Source organism: Peribacillus sp. B65 (assembly GCF_058513295.1).
In genome coordinates, this window is record NZ_CP195840.1 from 3,193,162 (window position 1) to 3,210,164 (window position 17,003).

A 17,003-nucleotide genomic window follows, 5' to 3' on the forward strand; every position below is an offset into this window, starting at 1 on the left:
GAAGTAAGTCTTTATCATTCCCAAGTCTTTATCGGGATCCTCATGCTGACGGAAACCCCCTCTCCGTCATTCGAATCTACTTTCATTTCTGCACTTGGTCCATACCCTAGAAGCAGCCTGTCACGAATATTCTTCAGGCCTATATGTTCATGCGAATAAGTCCCTTCGTAAGGGGGTGTATAGATATGTTCCCGTAGACTCTGAAGCTCTTCTTCCGTCAGACCCGGACCATCATTCTCTACAGTAAAGCACAGATCGTTTCCTTGTTTTTCCCCGTTAATGGACAAATGAGCGTTGCTGTAACCTTCCTCATACGTGTGTTTAAAGAAATTCTCTGCTAGGGGCTGCAGAATCATACTTGGAATAGTCATGTCCAAAATGGACTCATCGATATTGATCGAGTAACTTACATCTTCACCAAAACGCTCTGTTTGAAGGGAGAGGTACGCTTTTGTATACTCAGCTTCATCCCGAACCCGTACCCATTGATCTGCCTGCATTGAGTAGCGCATCATTTTGGACAGCGAAGTCAGCAATTGATAGACCTTTGGTGCATTCGACCTGAGGGCAACAGCACCGATGGATTGTAAAGCGTTAAACAGAAAATGAGGATTGACCTGTGATTTTAGCGCCCTGAACTGGTTCTTCCTGTTTTCAATTTCAAGCTTATATTCACGGTCAATGTGGGAATTGATCCGGTTCATCATGTCCTTCATGTGTGACTCCAAATGGCCAATTTCATCGCTTTTGGTATCATCAAAAGGGACATTCATATTTCCGCCTTCAATGGAGCGGACTTTGCTGCTCAGCCTCGTAATGGGACGGGTAATCCTATTTGAGATAATGCCTATCATCAGCAAACCCAGTATTCCTACGCCGATGCCGACCAGGATATTGGTATAGGCGGTTTTCCTGACATCTTCATATAAAGCCTGACTCGACATGATCTTAATCAATTTCCAGCCGTTCAGTGACCCTGATAACTCCTTTGATAAGAGAATATCGTCATCATGCCGGCTCCTATTCCCCTCAAGAAGTTGCTTTTGATCAGTAGGAAGAGGTTTTCCAATCAGGGCATGATCATTTGCATACATGACGCGATCTTTTGAATCAATAAGCAAAACAGAAGAAGCGTCTCCCTGGACAAGGTTATTGCAAATGCGGGCATACTCGCCCAAATCAATGTCGATTGTAATCATCCCAAGAAACTTTTTAGAAAGAACGTCTATAATTTTGTGGTGAAAAGTCATCACCATCGTTTTGTCCGATTTTGGAACAATGGCTGCATTATTGTAATTCTCAAGAGGGTGGGGCGGCTCAATCAAATATTGTGAGTCAGATGTATACAGCTGTTTGATCGGGTCCTGGTTCAGAAAATTCGGCTGATACCTGTGTGTGCTGATCATTGCATTATAGACAGTAAATGACTCATTGTTTTTAGCAATATAGAAACGGATCTGCCGGAATTCGTTTCTCATTAGATAAAAGGTTTCGAGACTCTTTTCCGTGGTCATGGGGCTGAAATAAATGGAGTCTTCGAAGCCGTTATTAAAAATCCGAAACAGATCAGGGTTGCGGTACAGAATATATGGAAAATCAATCATGTCGTCAAAATACTGCTCCAGTTCATCCGCATTCTTCTGAAGCTGCTCCCGACTGTTCTCAAGTTCATGCTGCTCCACACTGTTTTTTGTATAAGTGTAGATGAAAAAAACGGACAGGAAATAGGGCAGAACGATGAAAATCAGCAGCATGATCAATAAACGGCTTTGTATGCTTTTCACAGGAGGCACCCCCTTTCGCAGAAGGCTCTTTTTTTGTCTGATCTTATCTTCTCACTTTAGCATCCTAAAACTATATCAAATGAAAAAACCAAGTCAATCATGCTTAAGTAGGATTCGTGTAAGGGCATGTATCCTTATATTTTGCAGTTCGGGCTTTTATTATGTTCCAATCTGCCCTGCCCCAGAGATTTGAAGATGATAAGGCAAACAAAAAAGCTGAAGACATCTTCAGCTTTTACAAAAATTATGCTTTTTCTCCTACTTCTTCATCAACAAATACATAATATAAGGAGCCCCTATTAAAGCGATCATAATTCCCGCAGGTATGCCTTCGGGTTCAAGGATGTTTCTTTCGATGGTATCTGCCAGAAGCAGCAGCCAGGCGCGGATCAGAATCACGCTACCTTGATTCGCGTTTCTTTCTCTGCATTGGCGGTCGCTATATCGGCATCCCTCTTCACCTGGGTAATCCTTTGCATTCCGAGCGATTCAAGATATCCATTTTTATCCCGAACATCTTTAATCGTGAACGATACGATGATGAGTCCCATTTTAGCTAGATCCTGCGAGGCTTCCCTAGTACTTCCCGGGAAAACTTTTCACGGTTTTATAAATTCCCTCGACTGTCATCGAACCAAGGATGGAACGAAGATGTCCCTAGTTGTAACAAGGTTATATTACGGGAGAAATTAAAGAATCTTTATATGGTATATGGAGTATCCATTAAACCCAAGTGTTTCTGGGAGAAATAAAAGCTAATTTCACTATTGGCATACCAATTTACAAATAAATCAGAAAATTATAATTTGATTAAACCGATAACTTTTGTACCCTTTGGTGGCTTGACTTCAAAGAAGACTCTTATCAATCCCAATTTTTAGAATAGGCATACTCGATGTCACCAGTTCTGGTACGTTACCTTGGATAGTCCTTGGAATGATTTTATTATCATATATTAGTGTTAATTAGATGCCAGTTCGCTTTTCCAAAAAGTAATCAGAAAACAGTTTTATGAGTCTTAATCAGAGAAAATAAAAAGAATACCATATCCATAAATCAAAATAGGATATGGAATTCTTTTATTTAGTCAACAGGTTTGTTATAAATTAGATCTCACTTGGTTGTGTTAACCCTTGTTCTTTTTCCCATTCAGTCATCACATCAATAAAAGGAATAATACTTTGTCCTTTTTCAGTAAGAAAATATTCGAAGCAGCTCTTCCCATACGGTTTAGATTGATTTAAGAATTTCAACCACGGTGAATCCAGAACTTGTTTCTGCTGTTCCACAAAGGTTCTCCCTTTCTAATTAGCCGTTTTTTTCGATGCGAAGCTATCTTGCTCTATAACTTTGGATTTGTTGAGGGAGCTGGCTTCAGTTAAACTCATATTCTTTGTTTCCGGAGCCATGAATAGAGAGACTAAGAATCCAATGAAAAGCACCGCCCCACAAATATACAACGTAGTTGACAAACCATAGTTCGCCATAATGGCCGGAGAGAAAAACGTACCAATGGAAGAGGCGATACGGGCCACTCCTGTGGTAAAGCCCCCTGCCGTTCCCCGTATATGGGTTGGGAAAAGCTCATTCGGATAGATCCAGGTATGGGCTCCCATCCCGGTATTAAACGTTCCATAAATTACAAAGAGAGCTAGGGTGAAAATAAATGGCATATTCAATCCAGAGGTTGCTCCCAGTACAAATAAAGAGATGGAACATACTAAAAATGCCCAAATGAGTGTAGGTCTTCTTCCATATTTTTCAACAAGATAAAGGGCAGGAAACAAGCCGATAAGATAGATGATATTAATGACCGCCGCTCCCAGGTATTCCCTCGTTCCATTAGCAAAACCTAATTGTGCAAGGATCTCTGGAATATAGGTATTTATTCCATATAGGGGGAGGACTTGAAGCGAATAAAAAGCTGTCACGAAAATGACCATTTTTCCATAACCATTTCGAAATATATCGAGATAGGTGGTTTTCTCTTTAGTCTCTGGTTCGGCCGACATGATGACATGTTCCCCGAATATTTTCTGAACAATAGCATTTGCTTCTTTTTCCCTTCCTTTGCTGGCCAGCCAACGAGGGGATTCTGGCATATTTAAACGTGAAATAAGCATGATGATTACTGGGATCGCACTGCTTGCAAGCATCCATCTCCAGCTGCCATCACCGATGGACAACATAAGATAACCGACCAGAAAGGAACTCGCGTAACCGACAAACCAGAGTCCATTAAGACCTCCAAGTAATGCACCACGATTTTTTGCAGGTGAGAATTCCGTCATTAAGGCTCCTGCAATGGGATAATCCGCCCCTACCGCAATCCCTAAAATAAATCGTAAAACGACCAACTGCATGGGATCATTGACATAAAACTGAAGGATTGACACAACAGCCATGACAAGCATATCGATGAGAAACATCTTTTTCCGGCCAATAAGGTCTGTAAGATAGCCTCCTAATATTCCACCAAATAACATACCCGCAAGAGTTGCCGCTCCAATCAGACCTATCATGGTTACAGACATATCAAGTTGAGTCTGCATGACAGAAAGTGCTACCGCAACAATTCCGATAATATACCCATCGAGGAATGTACTCCCACTGGCATAAGCAAACATTTTATAATGAAATCGACTTAAAGGCATTTCTTCCATTGTGCGGACCTTACTCATAAATTCCCTCCTGTGACTTATTAAAATGTCAGTAAATTAATAAGTCTTGATATAGTTTTGAAATGAGTTTAAGTGAGCCACTCTACAAATTCATCGTGATTGATGAGAAACCACAGTCATGAACTTCTTTCTTTGACATTGAAGAGGGCCGGTTCCTAGTAAGCTGCTACAATTTTGTGCTGCACTAAACCTCGTTTGAACAGCTGTTCATCAGCTAAGAACGACCTACCAGCAAACAGTGTTATAGTTGATTGTAGTCTTGCACGGCCCAGGAAAACATAGGTCAATCCAATGAAAAGATAAGATTGGATCTATGGATAAGAAAATCAAATGATCTCTTAGGTATAGTTAAAGCGTTTACATTTCCCCAAACTTGAGGTACCGTTTCATTAGTTCAAAAAGCAGCACTAAAGTGTGGACCATAAATAATCTTAACAAGAGCTTCTCCAATCACACGCAAAATATCTACTGCTATTTTTTGCGTGTGATTGGAGAAGGAGTTGCAAGGAATGCATAGCGTGATTGCAACTCCTTCTCTATTCCATTTTTGGTATGGCGTACTATGACAGATTAATTGATATTAACCTTTTACAAATACTGTTTTAATATTTGTGAAAAATTCAATTGCTGCTTGACCTTGTTCACGTGAAAGAGAACTGGATTTTTTCATCCCGCCAAATGGAGCCTGTAGTTCTACTCCAGCACTCTCAGCATTGATGCGTACAAGGCCTGCTTCCATTTCATTGATGAAAGAAAGCATCTTCTGAATATTTGTTGTGAAGACGGACGCACTAAGTCCAAACTCTACATCATTTGCCACTGTTAATGCTTCTTCCATCGTATCGACTTTCATCAAAGCTAATACAGGGCCAAAAATTTCTTCTTGGGCAATTGTCATGCTGGAGCTTACATTTTCAAATACAGTCGGTTGTACATAAAAGCCATTCTCCAAGCCAATAGCTTCACATTTACTTCCACCATATAAAAGCACTGCACCTTCCGCTTTTCCTTTTTCAATGTAATCCAATACCGTAATTAATTGGCTTTCACTCGCACACGGCCCCATCCAAGTGTCACTATTTAATCCTTCGCCTACTTTTATTTCTTTTACTTTAGCTAGCAGCTTGTCTTTAAATACATCATAAACAGAGCTTTGAATGATAACGCGGCTAGTGGCCGTACATTTCTGGCCTGTTGAGCGAAGGCCGCCATTTATTGTTGCTTCAACAGCAAGATCAAGATCAGCATCCTCAGCGACAATCACTGGGTTTTTCCCGCCCATTTCCAATTGATATTTAGCTCCGCGTGCAAGTGCTCCTTGACCAACCCGTTTTCCTACACCATCTGAACCAGTAAATGTGATACCATTAATATCAGGATGATCAATAATGCCTTGTCCAATAATGGCACCTGAACCTGTAACCATATTAATAACACCAGCTGGCAATCCCGCTTCATGGAAACATTCGATTACTTTTGCTGCTGTTACAGCTGTTTCGGTTGCTGGCTTTAATACAACTGTATTACCGTATACAAGAGCCGGTGCCATCTTCCAGATTGGAATCGCAACGGGAAAATTCCACGGTGTAATTACTCCCACAACCCCTAGCGGCATTCTACTTGTGAACATAAATGCTTCACTATCTGTAGAAGGGATTACATCTCCTACTTTACGCATCCCCTCTCCGGCATAATAGCGAAGAATGGCTACACCACGTGCCGTTTCACCTTTCGCCTCTTGGAATGTTTTCCCCATTTCCCTTGTCATTGTTTCTGCCACTTCTTCTAATCGTGCCTCTAATACATTGGCAACTTTATAAAGATACTCTCCTCTTGCAGGAGCCGATAGTTTTCTCCAAGCGATTTGTGCCTTTTTAGCTGATGTAACTGCTTGATCCAAATCTTCTTTTGTTGATTTTGAAGCATACCCAACGATTTCGTTTTTATTTGCCGGATTAATGCTAGCCTGAACTTCATTAGTAGAAGAAGATTTCCATTCACCATTTATATAATTAACATATGTTTTACTTTCAGCTTTCACTGTCATCAAATCAATCCTCTCTGTAATCCTGCTTCATTTTTTAATAAATATAAATTTTCAAAATATTTTACTTCCTATGAAAACTATAAAAGGAACTGTCAAGATTGCACAAATTGTTGAATAAACTGCTGCCTTTACCCCTATTTCTTCATCTTGTGTATAACGTGCTAATAATACTGGAGCGATTGTCATCGTAGGCATTGCCACTTGAATAATAATTACTTGCTTCATCATCAGGGAAAAGTTAGTAAATACCACAACTACTATTGTTAAAATCGGGAAGATAATTAACTTCAATAATATAGGTACTGTCAATCTACTAATTGACATAGTCCCCTTTTGTTTAAGCATCATCCTTATAAGTATTCCAATGTAAAGCATTCCAAGAGGGGTAGCTAAATTTGCTAACATCCCATTTAATTGTTTAATAACTTCTGGCGGTTGAATTTCAGCAATTATTACAAATAAAGCTAAAACTATTGAAATAATTGGGGGATTAATTAATTGTTTTAAAGATGCAAATGTAAACTGATAATTTTCTTGCAATAACGCAATAGCTACTGTGAATAAAACAATGCCTACACCTGTATCAAATGCTGCTGCAAGCAGAGCCCCTTTTGGACCAAATATTGCCGCACATAACGGAATTCCAATAAAACCCGTATTCCCCAATCCAGCAATAAAAGCCATTTTCCTTGCATTACTAGGAGAGTAGTTAAAAATTCTTGCAAAAATCCAACCTAATAGTAATGTTAATAAACTAATGATTATTGAAAAAATAAAAATAATCATCAGCTGAAACATTAACTCTTTCCCTACCTTGGTTTTAAAAGCACCATCCAAAATAATGCATGGGATCGCTACATTAATCATGATACTTATAAGCAGCTGCTTTGATTCATCTGTAATTTCATTGGTTTTTGCAATAAAATATCCAATAAGGGATATAACTGCCATAATAAACATTGGACCTAAGATCGATAGAAATACCAAGTAAAGCTCCCCTCTTAAAAAGCAAAAGTTAACATTATGTTTAGATTCCTATTTAATTAAGAACTTTTGATAGACTCCTATTATTTTGTGAATTTAACTTTCACTTCTCCTAAATGTTCAAATACAGCTGTGAATTCATCACCTGGCACAACATCAATAGTAGTAGCAAGGGCACCAGAAAGTATCACTTCTCCAGCTTGTAATACTACATCGAACTCTGCCAATTTATTAGCCAGCCATGCAACACAAGCTGCCGGATGCTCCATAGCGTTTTTTCCTACCCCTTCTTTCATCAATTGACTATTTTGATATACTTTCATGGTGATATCAGGAAGATTAACTTCATCCACTGAAACAGGTTTATCTCCAAGAACATAAAGACCAGAAGATGCATTATCCGCAACGGTATCTTGCAATTTCACATTCCAATCTTTAATTCTACTATCAATTATTTCAATAGAAGGAAGAACATAATCTGTTGCTTGAAGCACATCTTCTACGGTAACATTCGGACCCTTTAAATCTTTCTTTAACACAAATGCGATTTCAGATTCGATTTTCGGCTGAATGACATCATTAAAGGATACCTCATGGTTATTTTCAACAATCATATTTTCGAATAAATGACCGCAATCCGGCGTATCGATGCCATACATGATTTGCATGTCACGAGAAGTTAAACCAATTTTTTTACCGACAATTTTAACTCCTTGAGATAGTTTTTCCTGAACCACTTGCAGCTGAACTTCATAAGCTTCGTCTAACGTTAAATCTGGCTCCACTTCAGTTAATGGGTTATTCGGTTTTTGACTCTTCTCAGCTTCAATTAAATAATTTGCAAGATCTTTAATTTTATTAGACACTACTCTATTCAACAGAAAGCCCTCCTCGTATTTGGATTAATTCTTCGGTTTAGTTTGCAATATTACTTTCCCGAATTTTTCTGACCTTTTAAAGTATTCCTGAGCATCTCGCGCTTTTTCTAATGGAAAAACCTTATCTATAAGCGGTTTAATTTTCTCTGCTCGAATCACATCTAACATTTGATCGAATTCTTTCCGAGTACCTAACGTACACCCTATTATCGAAAGATGGTTTAAATATACTGTACGGATATCAAGCTGTGTAATCGCCCCGCTAACAGCACCGGATATTGCTAACCGTCCCCCATTTCTTAATACCTTCAAACAAGTTGAAAATAAAGGATCCCCCACAACATCCAGTACAGCATCAACCTTGCCATCTGCAGCCTTTATAACATCATCTGCTAAAGTTGTTGATTTATATGATAAAACTTCACTTGCTCCCAGTTCTATCATTTTTTCTTTTAAAGATTGATCTCTTACCAGTGCAATGACATTTGCACCAAATACTTTTGAGGCAATTTGAACTGCATAGGAACCAACACCTCCAGTAGCCCCTGTAATTAGAACCTTTTCCCCAGGAACAACTTTACTTTTTTCAAGCATATGCCATGCAGTAAAACAGCTAACAATAAAAGAAGAACTTTCAACATAACCAGACAGCGGCATTGGTCTGCACAATTCCTTTGGCCATGTAATATACTCTGCATAACCACCATCACACTCAGAACTCATTAAGGTTATATCATCTGCCATATGTTCTAAACCATCAGGAGCTGAAGAAATAAATGGAAATAACACTACTTTTTCTCCCAAGCATGCTGGATTGATGTTTGCACCTACAGCTACGATTTGCCCCGCAACATCTGTTCCAGGAATGCGAGGAAAAGAAATAGCCTCTCGTTTCCAACCCGCTTTTTCGCTTGATTTTGTATCAGTACCGTAACCACCTTCACGCATTAAAATATCTGAATTATTTACAGCACAGGCATATATTTTTACTAGTACCTCATTTTCCTTAGGAATTGGTACAGGTACTTTCCGTTCCTCAAGCTTTTCTACTCCCCCATATTCTGTTACAACTACAGCTTTCATTTTTGATGGAATCGATTGTAACAAACTGCTTATTCCCAATTTCCACTCCCCTATCATTTTGCTGCTACTTTGAAAAAACTAGAAATATTGTCTATAGCGCCATTGAGTTCTTTTAACATTTTTACTTACTGATTAAGTATCTAGAGATTACGCTTCATTGTAAGGATTACCATCAAAAGGCACAGGAGCTAATTTAATAGAGTCGGTTGGACATCCTTCAAAAGCATCTATCATATCTTCCTCGATTTCATCAGGTACCAATGCGGTTCCCTCATTATTATCTAATATTACAAACGCAATACCTTCTTCATCATAATCATAAATTTCAGGAGCTGTAGCACCACAAGCTCCACAAGCAATACAAGTTTCTTTATCTACGATCGTATAGTTAGCCATTCTTGCTCGCTTTCTCCTCTCTAATCTTTTGTTTTGTCTCGAGCCTTTCCAAAAAAGATTTAGAAAGCTAAGGTGATTATTCTAGAACCGCCGCCTGGAATCCAGCCTTTAAATAAACTCACTCATCAGTTTCTCAAAATGGTTGGGATGAAGCTCAATGTTTGAATGAGCCAGTGACTGTTCTGCATAACCATTTGCGAGATCTTGATATGATAGACGATCTTTGTCTTGATAAATAATGCCTTTCACAAGACTTTCATGTTCGATTAATGTTTTCATAGCCATTTCCCGGCTAGCAGGATCGTACCCTTCAATTTCATTCAGGTTGACTAAGTGTTCTTTAAACCAGTCATATGTGTTTACTTTATTATAGGTAACGCAAGGACTGAACACATTTATCAAAGAGAACCCTTTATGCTTAATTCCTGCTTCAATAATCGCTGTCAAATCTTTTAAATCAGTAGAAAAGCTTTGAGCAACAAATGTTGCTCCGCTTGAAACAGCTAATTCCATTGGCGACAGTGTTTTTTCAATTGCACCATGCGGAGTTGATTTTGTTACAAATCCAGCAGCAGAACGTGGAGAAGTCTGCCCTTTTGTCAGTCCATATATCTGATTATCCATTACAATATAAGTGAGATCGATATTACGGCGCATCGCATGGATTGTGTGTCCCAACCCAATTGCGTAGCCATCACCGTCGCCGCCAGAAGCAATGACAGTCAAATCTCGATTTGCCATTTTGACACCTTGGGCAATTGGCAGTGAACGCCCATGAATACCATGAAGACCGTATGATTTAATATAACCTGAGATCCTCCCTGAACAGCCAATTCCAGAAATTACAGCCATATTTTCCGGTGTTAGTCCTGCACTGGCTGCAGCCCGTTGGATTGCTGCCTGAACAGAAAAATCACCACAGCCAGGACACCAATTCGGCTTTACATCGTTTCTAAAATCCTTAAACGTAATTGTGGACATGTACCAACAGCTCCTTGCTTGCATTGTAAAGATGAATTGGCTGAAATGGATTACCGTCATATTTTAATAAACTCTTCATTTTATATATATATCCAACATTCATCTTTATTAAATTTGCTAACTGGCCAGTGGCATTGTTTTCTACAACAAGCACATTTTCAGCAGCTTCGATAAATGGCAATACAGCCGCGGTAGGAAACGGATGGATAAGCCGAATATGCATATGGTTGACTTTTATCCCTTCTTTTTCAAGTCGGCTCATTGCTTCTTCAATTGTTCCGAGTGTTGAATTGAATCCGACTAGCAAAAGCTCAGGTTTTTCATGAGGCGCATTTACCGTAATAGGATTTGGAAAACGTTGTGGTAAATTGTCTAGCTTACGCATACGCTTATCCATTTGCAGCTTCCGATTAGCTGACACTTCCGAAGGCCTTCCTGTTTCATCATGCTCTACACCTGTCACATGGTGAATGCCATTTTTTGTTCCGGGTATTACTCGCGGAGACACTCCATCCTCAGTCAATTCATATCGTTTAAAATACGCTTTTTCATCCTCTGGTACGATTTCATCTGTTTTCAGTTTTCCACGGCGAATTTCTATATTATTGAAATCGAATGGCTCAACAGTTTGCTTTCCTAATGATAGTTGCAAATCAGTCAGTAATATAACTGGGCATTGATATACTTCAGCGATATTAAATGCTTCAATTGCATCGTAGAAAGCCTCTTCAACTGTGCTCGGTGCTATCACCACTTTCGGAATCTCTCCATGGGTACCATAGATCATCGCCATTAAATCTGATTGCTCCTGTTTCGTGGGCAAGCCCGTGGACGGCCCCCCTCGTTGTGTATCGACAACCACAAGAGGCGTTTCAGTCATACCTGACAATCCAATAGCTTCCATCATTAGGGAAAGCCCCGGACCAGCTGAGGCGGTAAACGAACGGGTACCGGCGTAGTTAGAACCAATTGCCATGGTAGCAGCAGCAATTTCATCCTCTGTCTGAATGACTGCTCCACCCACTTCAGGCAGTTTATCAATGAGATATTCCATGATTTCAGAAGCAGGCGTGATTGGATAAGCAGCCATGATGCGGACTCCTGCCGCGAGCGTTCCGAATGCAATTGCGTCATTGCCGATCATGAATAGACGTTGCTGTCCATCTGCCTGAGCTAGTCCTAGTGGAGTCGGCACATCCCCTAAATTTTCCTGCATGAAAGTATAACCTTGATAGATTGCTTCCATGTTTTTCTGAATGACGTCGTTGCCTTTTTTACTGAAGATTTCTTTAACGACATCAGCAAAAGCGGCTGGATTGAGGTTAATGATGGCACAAGTCGCTCCAATGGCGACCATATTTTTCATAAGCGGTGTACCGAGTTCAGCTGCCATTTCAGTGAATGGTACGGCGAAAAGCTTTGCTTCCGTATCTTCCGGTTTGACCGGTTTAAATTTTGAATCAGCAATAATAATGCCCTCACTATGTAGCTCGTCATAATTCAGATCAATTGTTTCCTGATCAAATGCTACTAATATATCAAGATCATCAGCAATTGTACTAACTCTACTGGTACTCACTCGAACCTTATTGTTTGTATGACCACCTTTAATTCGAGATGAAAAGTGACGGTATGCATATAAAAAATAGCCTAATCGGTTTAAAGCCTTGGAAAAGATTTCTCCCGTACTCTCAATGCCTTCTCCCTGTTGGCCCCCTACTTTCCATGAAAGTTGATGTTTCACCAATTTCACTCCTCATTATATAAGGCCAACTGTTCAGTTAATACCACATGAACATCCCCTTAAATTGGATTGTCAAAAAATTAAAATGCCGTCTATAACGCTATTTAGTGCTCTCTATTTTTTTTACACTTTGTAAAAAAACTGTTCCGACCATTGTGTCATGGCTTGGGTTAAGTCTGTTATAATGTTTTCATAAAAAGACCATGATTTAAAAACGATCATGATCTCTTTATGGCAATAAAAAAATCTTTTATTTAATTTTTATGATACAACACAAGCGTGATGTTCAATTAATGAAACAGTTTTCGGCTCTTTATTAAGATACAAAACAATAAAGTTACCTTCTTGACGGACATCATAGGTCTTTAATTTACAATTTTGTGCATCAAACAAAGATTCCCCTGTTTTAATATCAAATCCCCATCCATGTAAAGGACAGCGTAAAATCTCATTATGTTTTCCATACTGATACGTATGTGGATCACTTGGCAGCATCGTTCCATCTATTGAACCATATACCATGGATACTCCCTGATGCGGACATTTATTTCGAACGGCATGTAACTGACCATTAAGATTAAAAATGGCAATTTCTGATCCATCAACTTTTACTAGTTGTCGTTGACCGGGTTTTAAATCCTCTGATGAACAAACTGTAACACTTATTAATTCACCCATTTTTCATTTTCCTTTCTACTGTCGATTAAAATTATAAGTATTTAAAGCGTTTTCATAAAAGATTTTATTTTTTAATTCTTTTGGAAAAGTATTAAATACCCGATCTGCTTCATCTCCATCCCAGTGTGGATAATCACTGCAGTAAAGAAGCATATCCTCAATCCCAGCCATTTGAATGATTTCTAATAAATCTTTAGGACGATACGGTTCCTCAATTGGCTGCGTTCCTAAGCGAACATTTCGTTTAATATATTCGCTAGGTAATTCTTTTAACCACGGTACTTCTTCACGAAGTGTCTTCCAATTTTTATCTATTCTCCATAGAAGTGGCACTATCCCAGCGACACCATATTCTACAAATACAAATTTTAGTTTAGGGAACTTTTCAAAGACACCTTCACAAACTAAACTCACAATATTTCTTTGAGCATTAAACCCTAAACAAGTATGCCATTCCATGTATGTTGATGCTGGACCTACTGCTTGTGCAGGTCCGTTCTCCCCTGAGGCCTCAGAATCAGGGTGGATAAGCATTTGCAGTCCATAGTGTTCCGCAGCTTCATAAATAGGATATAAATGTCTATTGCCAAATGGAATAGTAGTCGTTTGTAAATTAACTGCTACAACTCCTGGTTTTTTCCCGATTCTCTCAATTTCCTTTACGGCTGCCACGGGATCAAGAGGTGATACAAGCATAGACATCTTATACCGGCTGTCCTTTTCAATCCAATTCTCATATTGCCAATCATTAAAAGCTGCATTAAATCCATTTGCGACATCTATATTGTGAAAAGCACCCATTGTTGCATTACATGAATTTAAAATTCCATACTGTGTGTTTGAGCGATCAAACAAATCTTTAGCTACAAATTCAGGATCAGAACCCGGGATAGCCCCTTCTGGTGAAAAAGCATCTCCACGTACAACCGAAACGGGGTTGATATATCTGCATTCTGGGAAGCGAAATTCTGCTGCAGAGATTAGCTTCCCTTCAAATGCTTGCTTTTTGAATTTACCAATATTTAAACGCTTTTGAAGAGACTCATTACAATATGGTACAAGGTCATCAAGTGAACTTAAATATGAATGTACATCAGAATCAATAACCAACTGTTTTGTCTTGGTAGACCCTGTAACACTCTTTTCGTTAATTGCATTAATCATTTTAATACTCCTCTCTTAATAAACGTTTATTAACTTTCAATGATCACTAAATTATCTTCGAAATCCGCCTGTTTGAAAGCGTTTTAAAAATCTTGATATTTTAATGATCGCGATTTCTTAACCACAGTATAATTCGTTTTGTAGTTTTTGTAAATATCTGAATAGAGAAAATTTTCTATTTTTACCACCGACCCTAAAAACTGAACAAAAAGAGGCAGAAAAACAAAAACTGTTTTTCTGCCTCTTTATTTACTTACTTTCTAACATATTTGCCGTATTTAATGTTATATCCCGGATATATTCCATCGTTTTTCTTGAAGCTTCTTCAGATGTAAAAGTTGCTCGATTATTAAGCAGAGATGTAATCATTCCTTGCCATATCAAGATTGTTATTTCACTAAGTTTTTCAACATCTTCTTTTTTAAAGACACCTTTATCTGCATATTTTTCTAAAACTTCCCTACTTCTTTTACTTAAATTATGCTCACTAACAATTCCCTCTAATTCTTCCGGAAGTTGAATTGTATCAGACTGATACATGGAAGAGTAATTTTTTAAGAGTTCCTCAGGATGTTCTCCTAGATCTGCAATAAATATTGCATGATATAATTCAGGTTCCCTAAATGAATGGTCACAAAAACATTCCCATCCTAATAAGTATTTTTCTAATGGATCTTTTGCTCTTGCACTATATTTAGGTAAATCCTCAATATAATTCTCTACGAAGCGCATTCCTGCAAAAAATATGAGATGAGAAACCTCCGAAAAATAATTATAGATCGTAGAACTTGTATATCCTGCTTCCTTTGCAATTTTTCTTATACTAATATTTTTGATTCCTTCTTCTTTTATTAGCTTGGCCGTTGCATCAATAAAATAATTTAACATTCGCTCAATTTGTATATCACTTCTCGCCATTAAGTTTCCCTCCCTTTTCACACAAAAAAAGTCATTAATGGACTGTGTGTCCAATATAAATTTCTATTTTATATTACACATTTAACATAACACGGGTCATTTATCATTAGATATTTAGTTAAAGTATACGATCGCGATCATAAATTATACTGTGATAATAACACAGTTTTTATAGCTGAACAAGTTGAACCGCTAGACTAGAAGCCTTTGAGTCTTGATCAACAAAGTCAGCTGAACATTGATAAAAGCACTAGATGCCATTAAAGAAATGAACGATACCGGTAAAAGAAAAGTAAAAATACCTGAAGGTGCACGGTTAAATTTTGTATCGAATAGATGGAAAAAACATGATTTTGATGATGATGGAGCTATAAGTATGATCATTCCTAGGACTTTTTTTATTAACCTTTTGATACGCTTTTATCATCTTAACAAAGTTAAGGAGAAAATGTGTATTGCTTGGCAATACAAGTCCTGATAATAAAGTCCTGGTGTAATCCCTCCTCTTATCATCATTTGAAAGGCTCGAAAATTATCTGTACCTTTAATCTTATCTAATATTAATCCGCAGCTTTTTGGTAATCATAACTTTTTAAAAATATGTTTATCCATTACATTACCTGGATTTTTATTATAACCATATGGTATTAATGAATCATAAGCCCTTATTGCATAATCCTCTAACTAGTGTAGCGTTGAAAATGACGTATTAAAAATGTAAGAGAAAGCCAAAATGATTTCTCTGGTATTTATATCATCCTTAATTGTGTAAAAGATACTTATTACGTAGGACAAGCAGAAATAGTTTTGAACAGGGCTTATAAGCACTTTCCTAAAAATGGAGGAAGTCCCGGAGTAAATAAGGATTATCGTTTAGGAGATAAATTTAGTATTAGTTTCTAAATTCAAGCAACTCTTGTGGGGTAAATTTTATCATTTTTTCTCTTAGATCATCTAACTCTTTTATCACAGCTCCTTTATATGCGTTTCGTTCAATTATAGTTTTTTTCTATAAAAGTATTATGGCGATATTTCAATTTCAAATGGGTCATAATCACTCAAAACCTGCCTTATCCAATTTCGTTCATCTTCTGTTAGCGCTTGTTCTGATAGTGCAATTGCTCTTTGATAAGCCTTCTTATCAGTGATCAACCGAAGAATTTCTTGGGACTTTTCATTGTCCATCTCTTGTCATCCTCGCTTTTTTTGTTTATGAACCTCAAAGCTTGAGGTTATTCCTTATTTCACTAAAGCACCCGTTCAACAGCTAGGAAATTACACATTAATGAATCTAAAATGAAAAAACGGACAAAAAATAGAGTGACAAAACTGAATATTGTTTTCATTATTCCTTCCAAAAGCAAAAGTTGTTAAATTACTTAAAAACCGAATATTATGAACATATTTATTAAGTACAAAAGACCAAATAAACTAATCATGCCTTTTATAAACCAAACTATTCAAAAAAGATAAGAGCAAATATGTGCTCTTACCTTTCTTCACTTTATTATTCACTGTTATTCTTCCTTGCCTGCTGCCATATTCATGTTCGCTTCTACATTCTCCTGGCTGATGGTGGTGAATGGTAAATTTCGTTTTCCTGAGAAATTCTCAAGCAAGTCTTTGACATCAATTCCCGAGGATGCCTTTAATGACTCCTGCAAG

The 17,003-nt window shown here is 37.9% G+C and carries 17 protein-coding genes and 2 pseudogenes; 2 read left to right on the forward strand and 17 right to left on the reverse strand.

Translation table 11 applies throughout. The features are described from left to right. Positions 1 to 14 precede the first annotated feature (14 nt). The 15 genes and pseudogenes from ACSR9O_RS15615 to ACSR9O_RS15685 form a co-directional block, all read right to left on the reverse strand. Positions 15 to 1,784 carry a sensor histidine kinase gene (locus tag ACSR9O_RS15615; RefSeq protein ID WP_491724663.1) on the reverse strand — a complete coding sequence of 590 codons (1,770 nt, stop codon included), beginning with the start codon at positions 1,782 to 1,784 and terminating at the stop codon, positions 15 to 17. Between the two features lie 258 nt (positions 1,785 to 2,042). Then, positions 2,043 to 2,180 (reverse strand): annotated as a pseudogene (locus ACSR9O_RS15620) (iron chelate uptake ABC transporter family permease subunit); the annotation flags it as partial. Positions 2,181 to 2,182: 2 nt separating this feature from the next. Next, positions 2,183 to 2,441 (reverse strand): annotated as a pseudogene (locus ACSR9O_RS15625) (SPFH domain-containing protein); the annotation flags it as partial. Positions 2,442 to 2,890: 449 nt separating this feature from the next. Continuing rightward, on the reverse strand, positions 2,891 to 3,073 hold the full coding sequence (locus ACSR9O_RS15630; RefSeq protein ID WP_491724664.1) for a winged helix-turn-helix transcriptional regulator: 183 nt from the start codon (positions 3,071 to 3,073) through the stop codon (positions 2,891 to 2,893). 15 nt (positions 3,074 to 3,088) lie between these two features. Further along, on the reverse strand, positions 3,089 to 4,465 hold the full coding sequence (locus ACSR9O_RS15635; protein WP_491724665.1) for an MFS transporter: 1,377 nt from the start codon (positions 4,463 to 4,465) through the stop codon (positions 3,089 to 3,091). A 580-nt stretch (positions 4,466 to 5,045) separates the two neighbouring features. Beyond that, positions 5,046 to 6,512: an alpha-ketoglutaric semialdehyde dehydrogenase GucD gene (gene gucD / locus ACSR9O_RS15640; RefSeq protein WP_491724666.1), complete on the reverse strand. Its 1,467-nt coding sequence runs from the start codon at positions 6,510 to 6,512 to the stop codon at positions 5,046 to 5,048. Between the two features lie 51 nt (positions 6,513 to 6,563). Then, positions 6,564 to 7,472 (reverse strand): AEC family transporter, encoded by a 909-nt coding sequence (locus ACSR9O_RS15645; RefSeq protein ID WP_491725476.1) that lies wholly within the window; start codon positions 7,470 to 7,472, stop codon positions 6,564 to 6,566. Positions 7,473 to 7,579: 107 nt separating this feature from the next. Beyond that, entirely contained in the window at positions 7,580 to 8,374 is a 795-nt protein-coding gene (locus ACSR9O_RS15650; protein WP_491724667.1) for a 2-keto-4-pentenoate hydratase, read from the reverse strand. 24 nt (positions 8,375 to 8,398) lie between these two features. Then, on the reverse strand, positions 8,399 to 9,496 hold the full coding sequence (locus ACSR9O_RS15655) for a zinc-binding dehydrogenase (protein ID WP_491724668.1): 1,098 nt from the start codon (positions 9,494 to 9,496) through the stop codon (positions 8,399 to 8,401). Between the two features lie 108 nt (positions 9,497 to 9,604). After that, positions 9,605 to 9,853: a ferredoxin gene (locus ACSR9O_RS15660; protein ID WP_491724669.1), complete on the reverse strand. Its 249-nt coding sequence runs from the start codon at positions 9,851 to 9,853 to the stop codon at positions 9,605 to 9,607. A gap of 108 nt (positions 9,854 to 9,961) precedes the next feature. Further along, positions 9,962 to 10,834: a 2-oxoacid:ferredoxin oxidoreductase subunit beta gene (locus ACSR9O_RS15665; RefSeq protein ID WP_491724670.1), complete on the reverse strand. Its 873-nt coding sequence runs from the start codon at positions 10,832 to 10,834 to the stop codon at positions 9,962 to 9,964. Next, positions 10,815 to 12,578, reverse strand: coding sequence for a 2-oxoacid:acceptor oxidoreductase subunit alpha (locus ACSR9O_RS15670; protein ID WP_491724671.1), 1,764 nt, complete (start codon positions 12,576 to 12,578; stop codon positions 10,815 to 10,817). The genes ACSR9O_RS15665 and ACSR9O_RS15670 overlap by 20 nt, the downstream gene beginning before the upstream one ends. Before the next feature lie 261 nt (positions 12,579 to 12,839). After that, on the reverse strand, positions 12,840 to 13,256 hold the full coding sequence (locus ACSR9O_RS15675) for a Rieske (2Fe-2S) protein (protein ID WP_491724672.1): 417 nt from the start codon (positions 13,254 to 13,256) through the stop codon (positions 12,840 to 12,842). 15 nt (positions 13,257 to 13,271) lie between these two features. Then, complete coding sequence (locus ACSR9O_RS15680; protein ID WP_491724673.1) at positions 13,272 to 14,420, reverse strand: amidohydrolase family protein; 1,149 nt, start codon at positions 14,418 to 14,420, stop codon at positions 13,272 to 13,274. Positions 14,421 to 14,669: 249 nt separating this feature from the next. Then, positions 14,670 to 15,338, reverse strand: coding sequence for a TetR/AcrR family transcriptional regulator (locus ACSR9O_RS15685; protein WP_491724674.1), 669 nt, complete (start codon positions 15,336 to 15,338; stop codon positions 14,670 to 14,672). Between the two features lie 238 nt (positions 15,339 to 15,576). On the opposite strand from ACSR9O_RS15685, the gene ACSR9O_RS15690 reads away from it, so the two are divergent. After that, complete coding sequence (locus tag ACSR9O_RS15690; protein ID WP_491725519.1) at positions 15,577 to 15,816, forward strand: hypothetical protein; 240 nt, start codon at positions 15,577 to 15,579, stop codon at positions 15,814 to 15,816. A 275-nt stretch (positions 15,817 to 16,091) separates the two neighbouring features. Continuing rightward, on the forward strand, positions 16,092 to 16,241 hold the full coding sequence (locus ACSR9O_RS15695; protein ID WP_491725477.1) for a hypothetical protein: 150 nt from the start codon (positions 16,092 to 16,094) through the stop codon (positions 16,239 to 16,241). Between the two features lie 117 nt (positions 16,242 to 16,358). On the opposite strand, the gene ACSR9O_RS15700 is transcribed toward ACSR9O_RS15695, so the two are convergent. After that, positions 16,359 to 16,523 (reverse strand): hypothetical protein, encoded by a 165-nt coding sequence (locus ACSR9O_RS15700; RefSeq protein ID WP_491724675.1) that lies wholly within the window; start codon positions 16,521 to 16,523, stop codon positions 16,359 to 16,361. Between the two features lie 332 nt (positions 16,524 to 16,855). Further along, positions 16,856 to 17,003: hypothetical protein (locus ACSR9O_RS15705; RefSeq protein WP_491725478.1), on the reverse strand; the 148-nt coding region annotated here is incomplete at its 5' end.

Excerpts from the sequence above, each read along its gene's own strand:
- ACSR9O_RS15645 (WP_491725476.1), bottom strand. The coding sequence starts at position 7,472 with ATGTTTATTATGGCAGTTATATCCCTTATTGGATATTTTATTGCAAAA.
- ACSR9O_RS15635 (WP_491724665.1), bottom strand. The coding sequence starts at position 4,465 with ATGAGTAAGGTCCGCACAATGGAAGAAATGCCTTTAAGTCGATTTCAT.
- ACSR9O_RS15680 (WP_491724673.1), bottom strand. The coding sequence starts at position 14,420 with ATGATTAATGCAATTAACGAAAAGAGTGTTACAGGGTCTACCAAGACA.
- ACSR9O_RS15675 (WP_491724672.1), bottom strand. The coding sequence starts at position 13,256 with ATGGGTGAATTAATAAGTGTTACAGTTTGTTCATCAGAGGATTTAAAA.
- ACSR9O_RS15685 (WP_491724674.1), bottom strand. The coding sequence starts at position 15,338 with ATGGCGAGAAGTGATATACAAATTGAGCGAATGTTAAATTATTTTATT.
- ACSR9O_RS15665 (WP_491724670.1), bottom strand. The coding sequence starts at position 10,834 with ATGTCCACAATTACGTTTAAGGATTTTAGAAACGATGTAAAGCCGAAT.
- ACSR9O_RS15700 (WP_491724675.1), bottom strand. The coding sequence starts at position 16,523 with ATGGACAATGAAAAGTCCCAAGAAATTCTTCGGTTGATCACTGATAAG.
- gucD (WP_491724666.1), bottom strand. The coding sequence starts at position 6,512 with ATGACAGTGAAAGCTGAAAGTAAAACATATGTTAATTATATAAATGGT.
- ACSR9O_RS15660 (WP_491724669.1), bottom strand. The coding sequence starts at position 9,853 with ATGGCTAACTATACGATCGTAGATAAAGAAACTTGTATTGCTTGTGGA.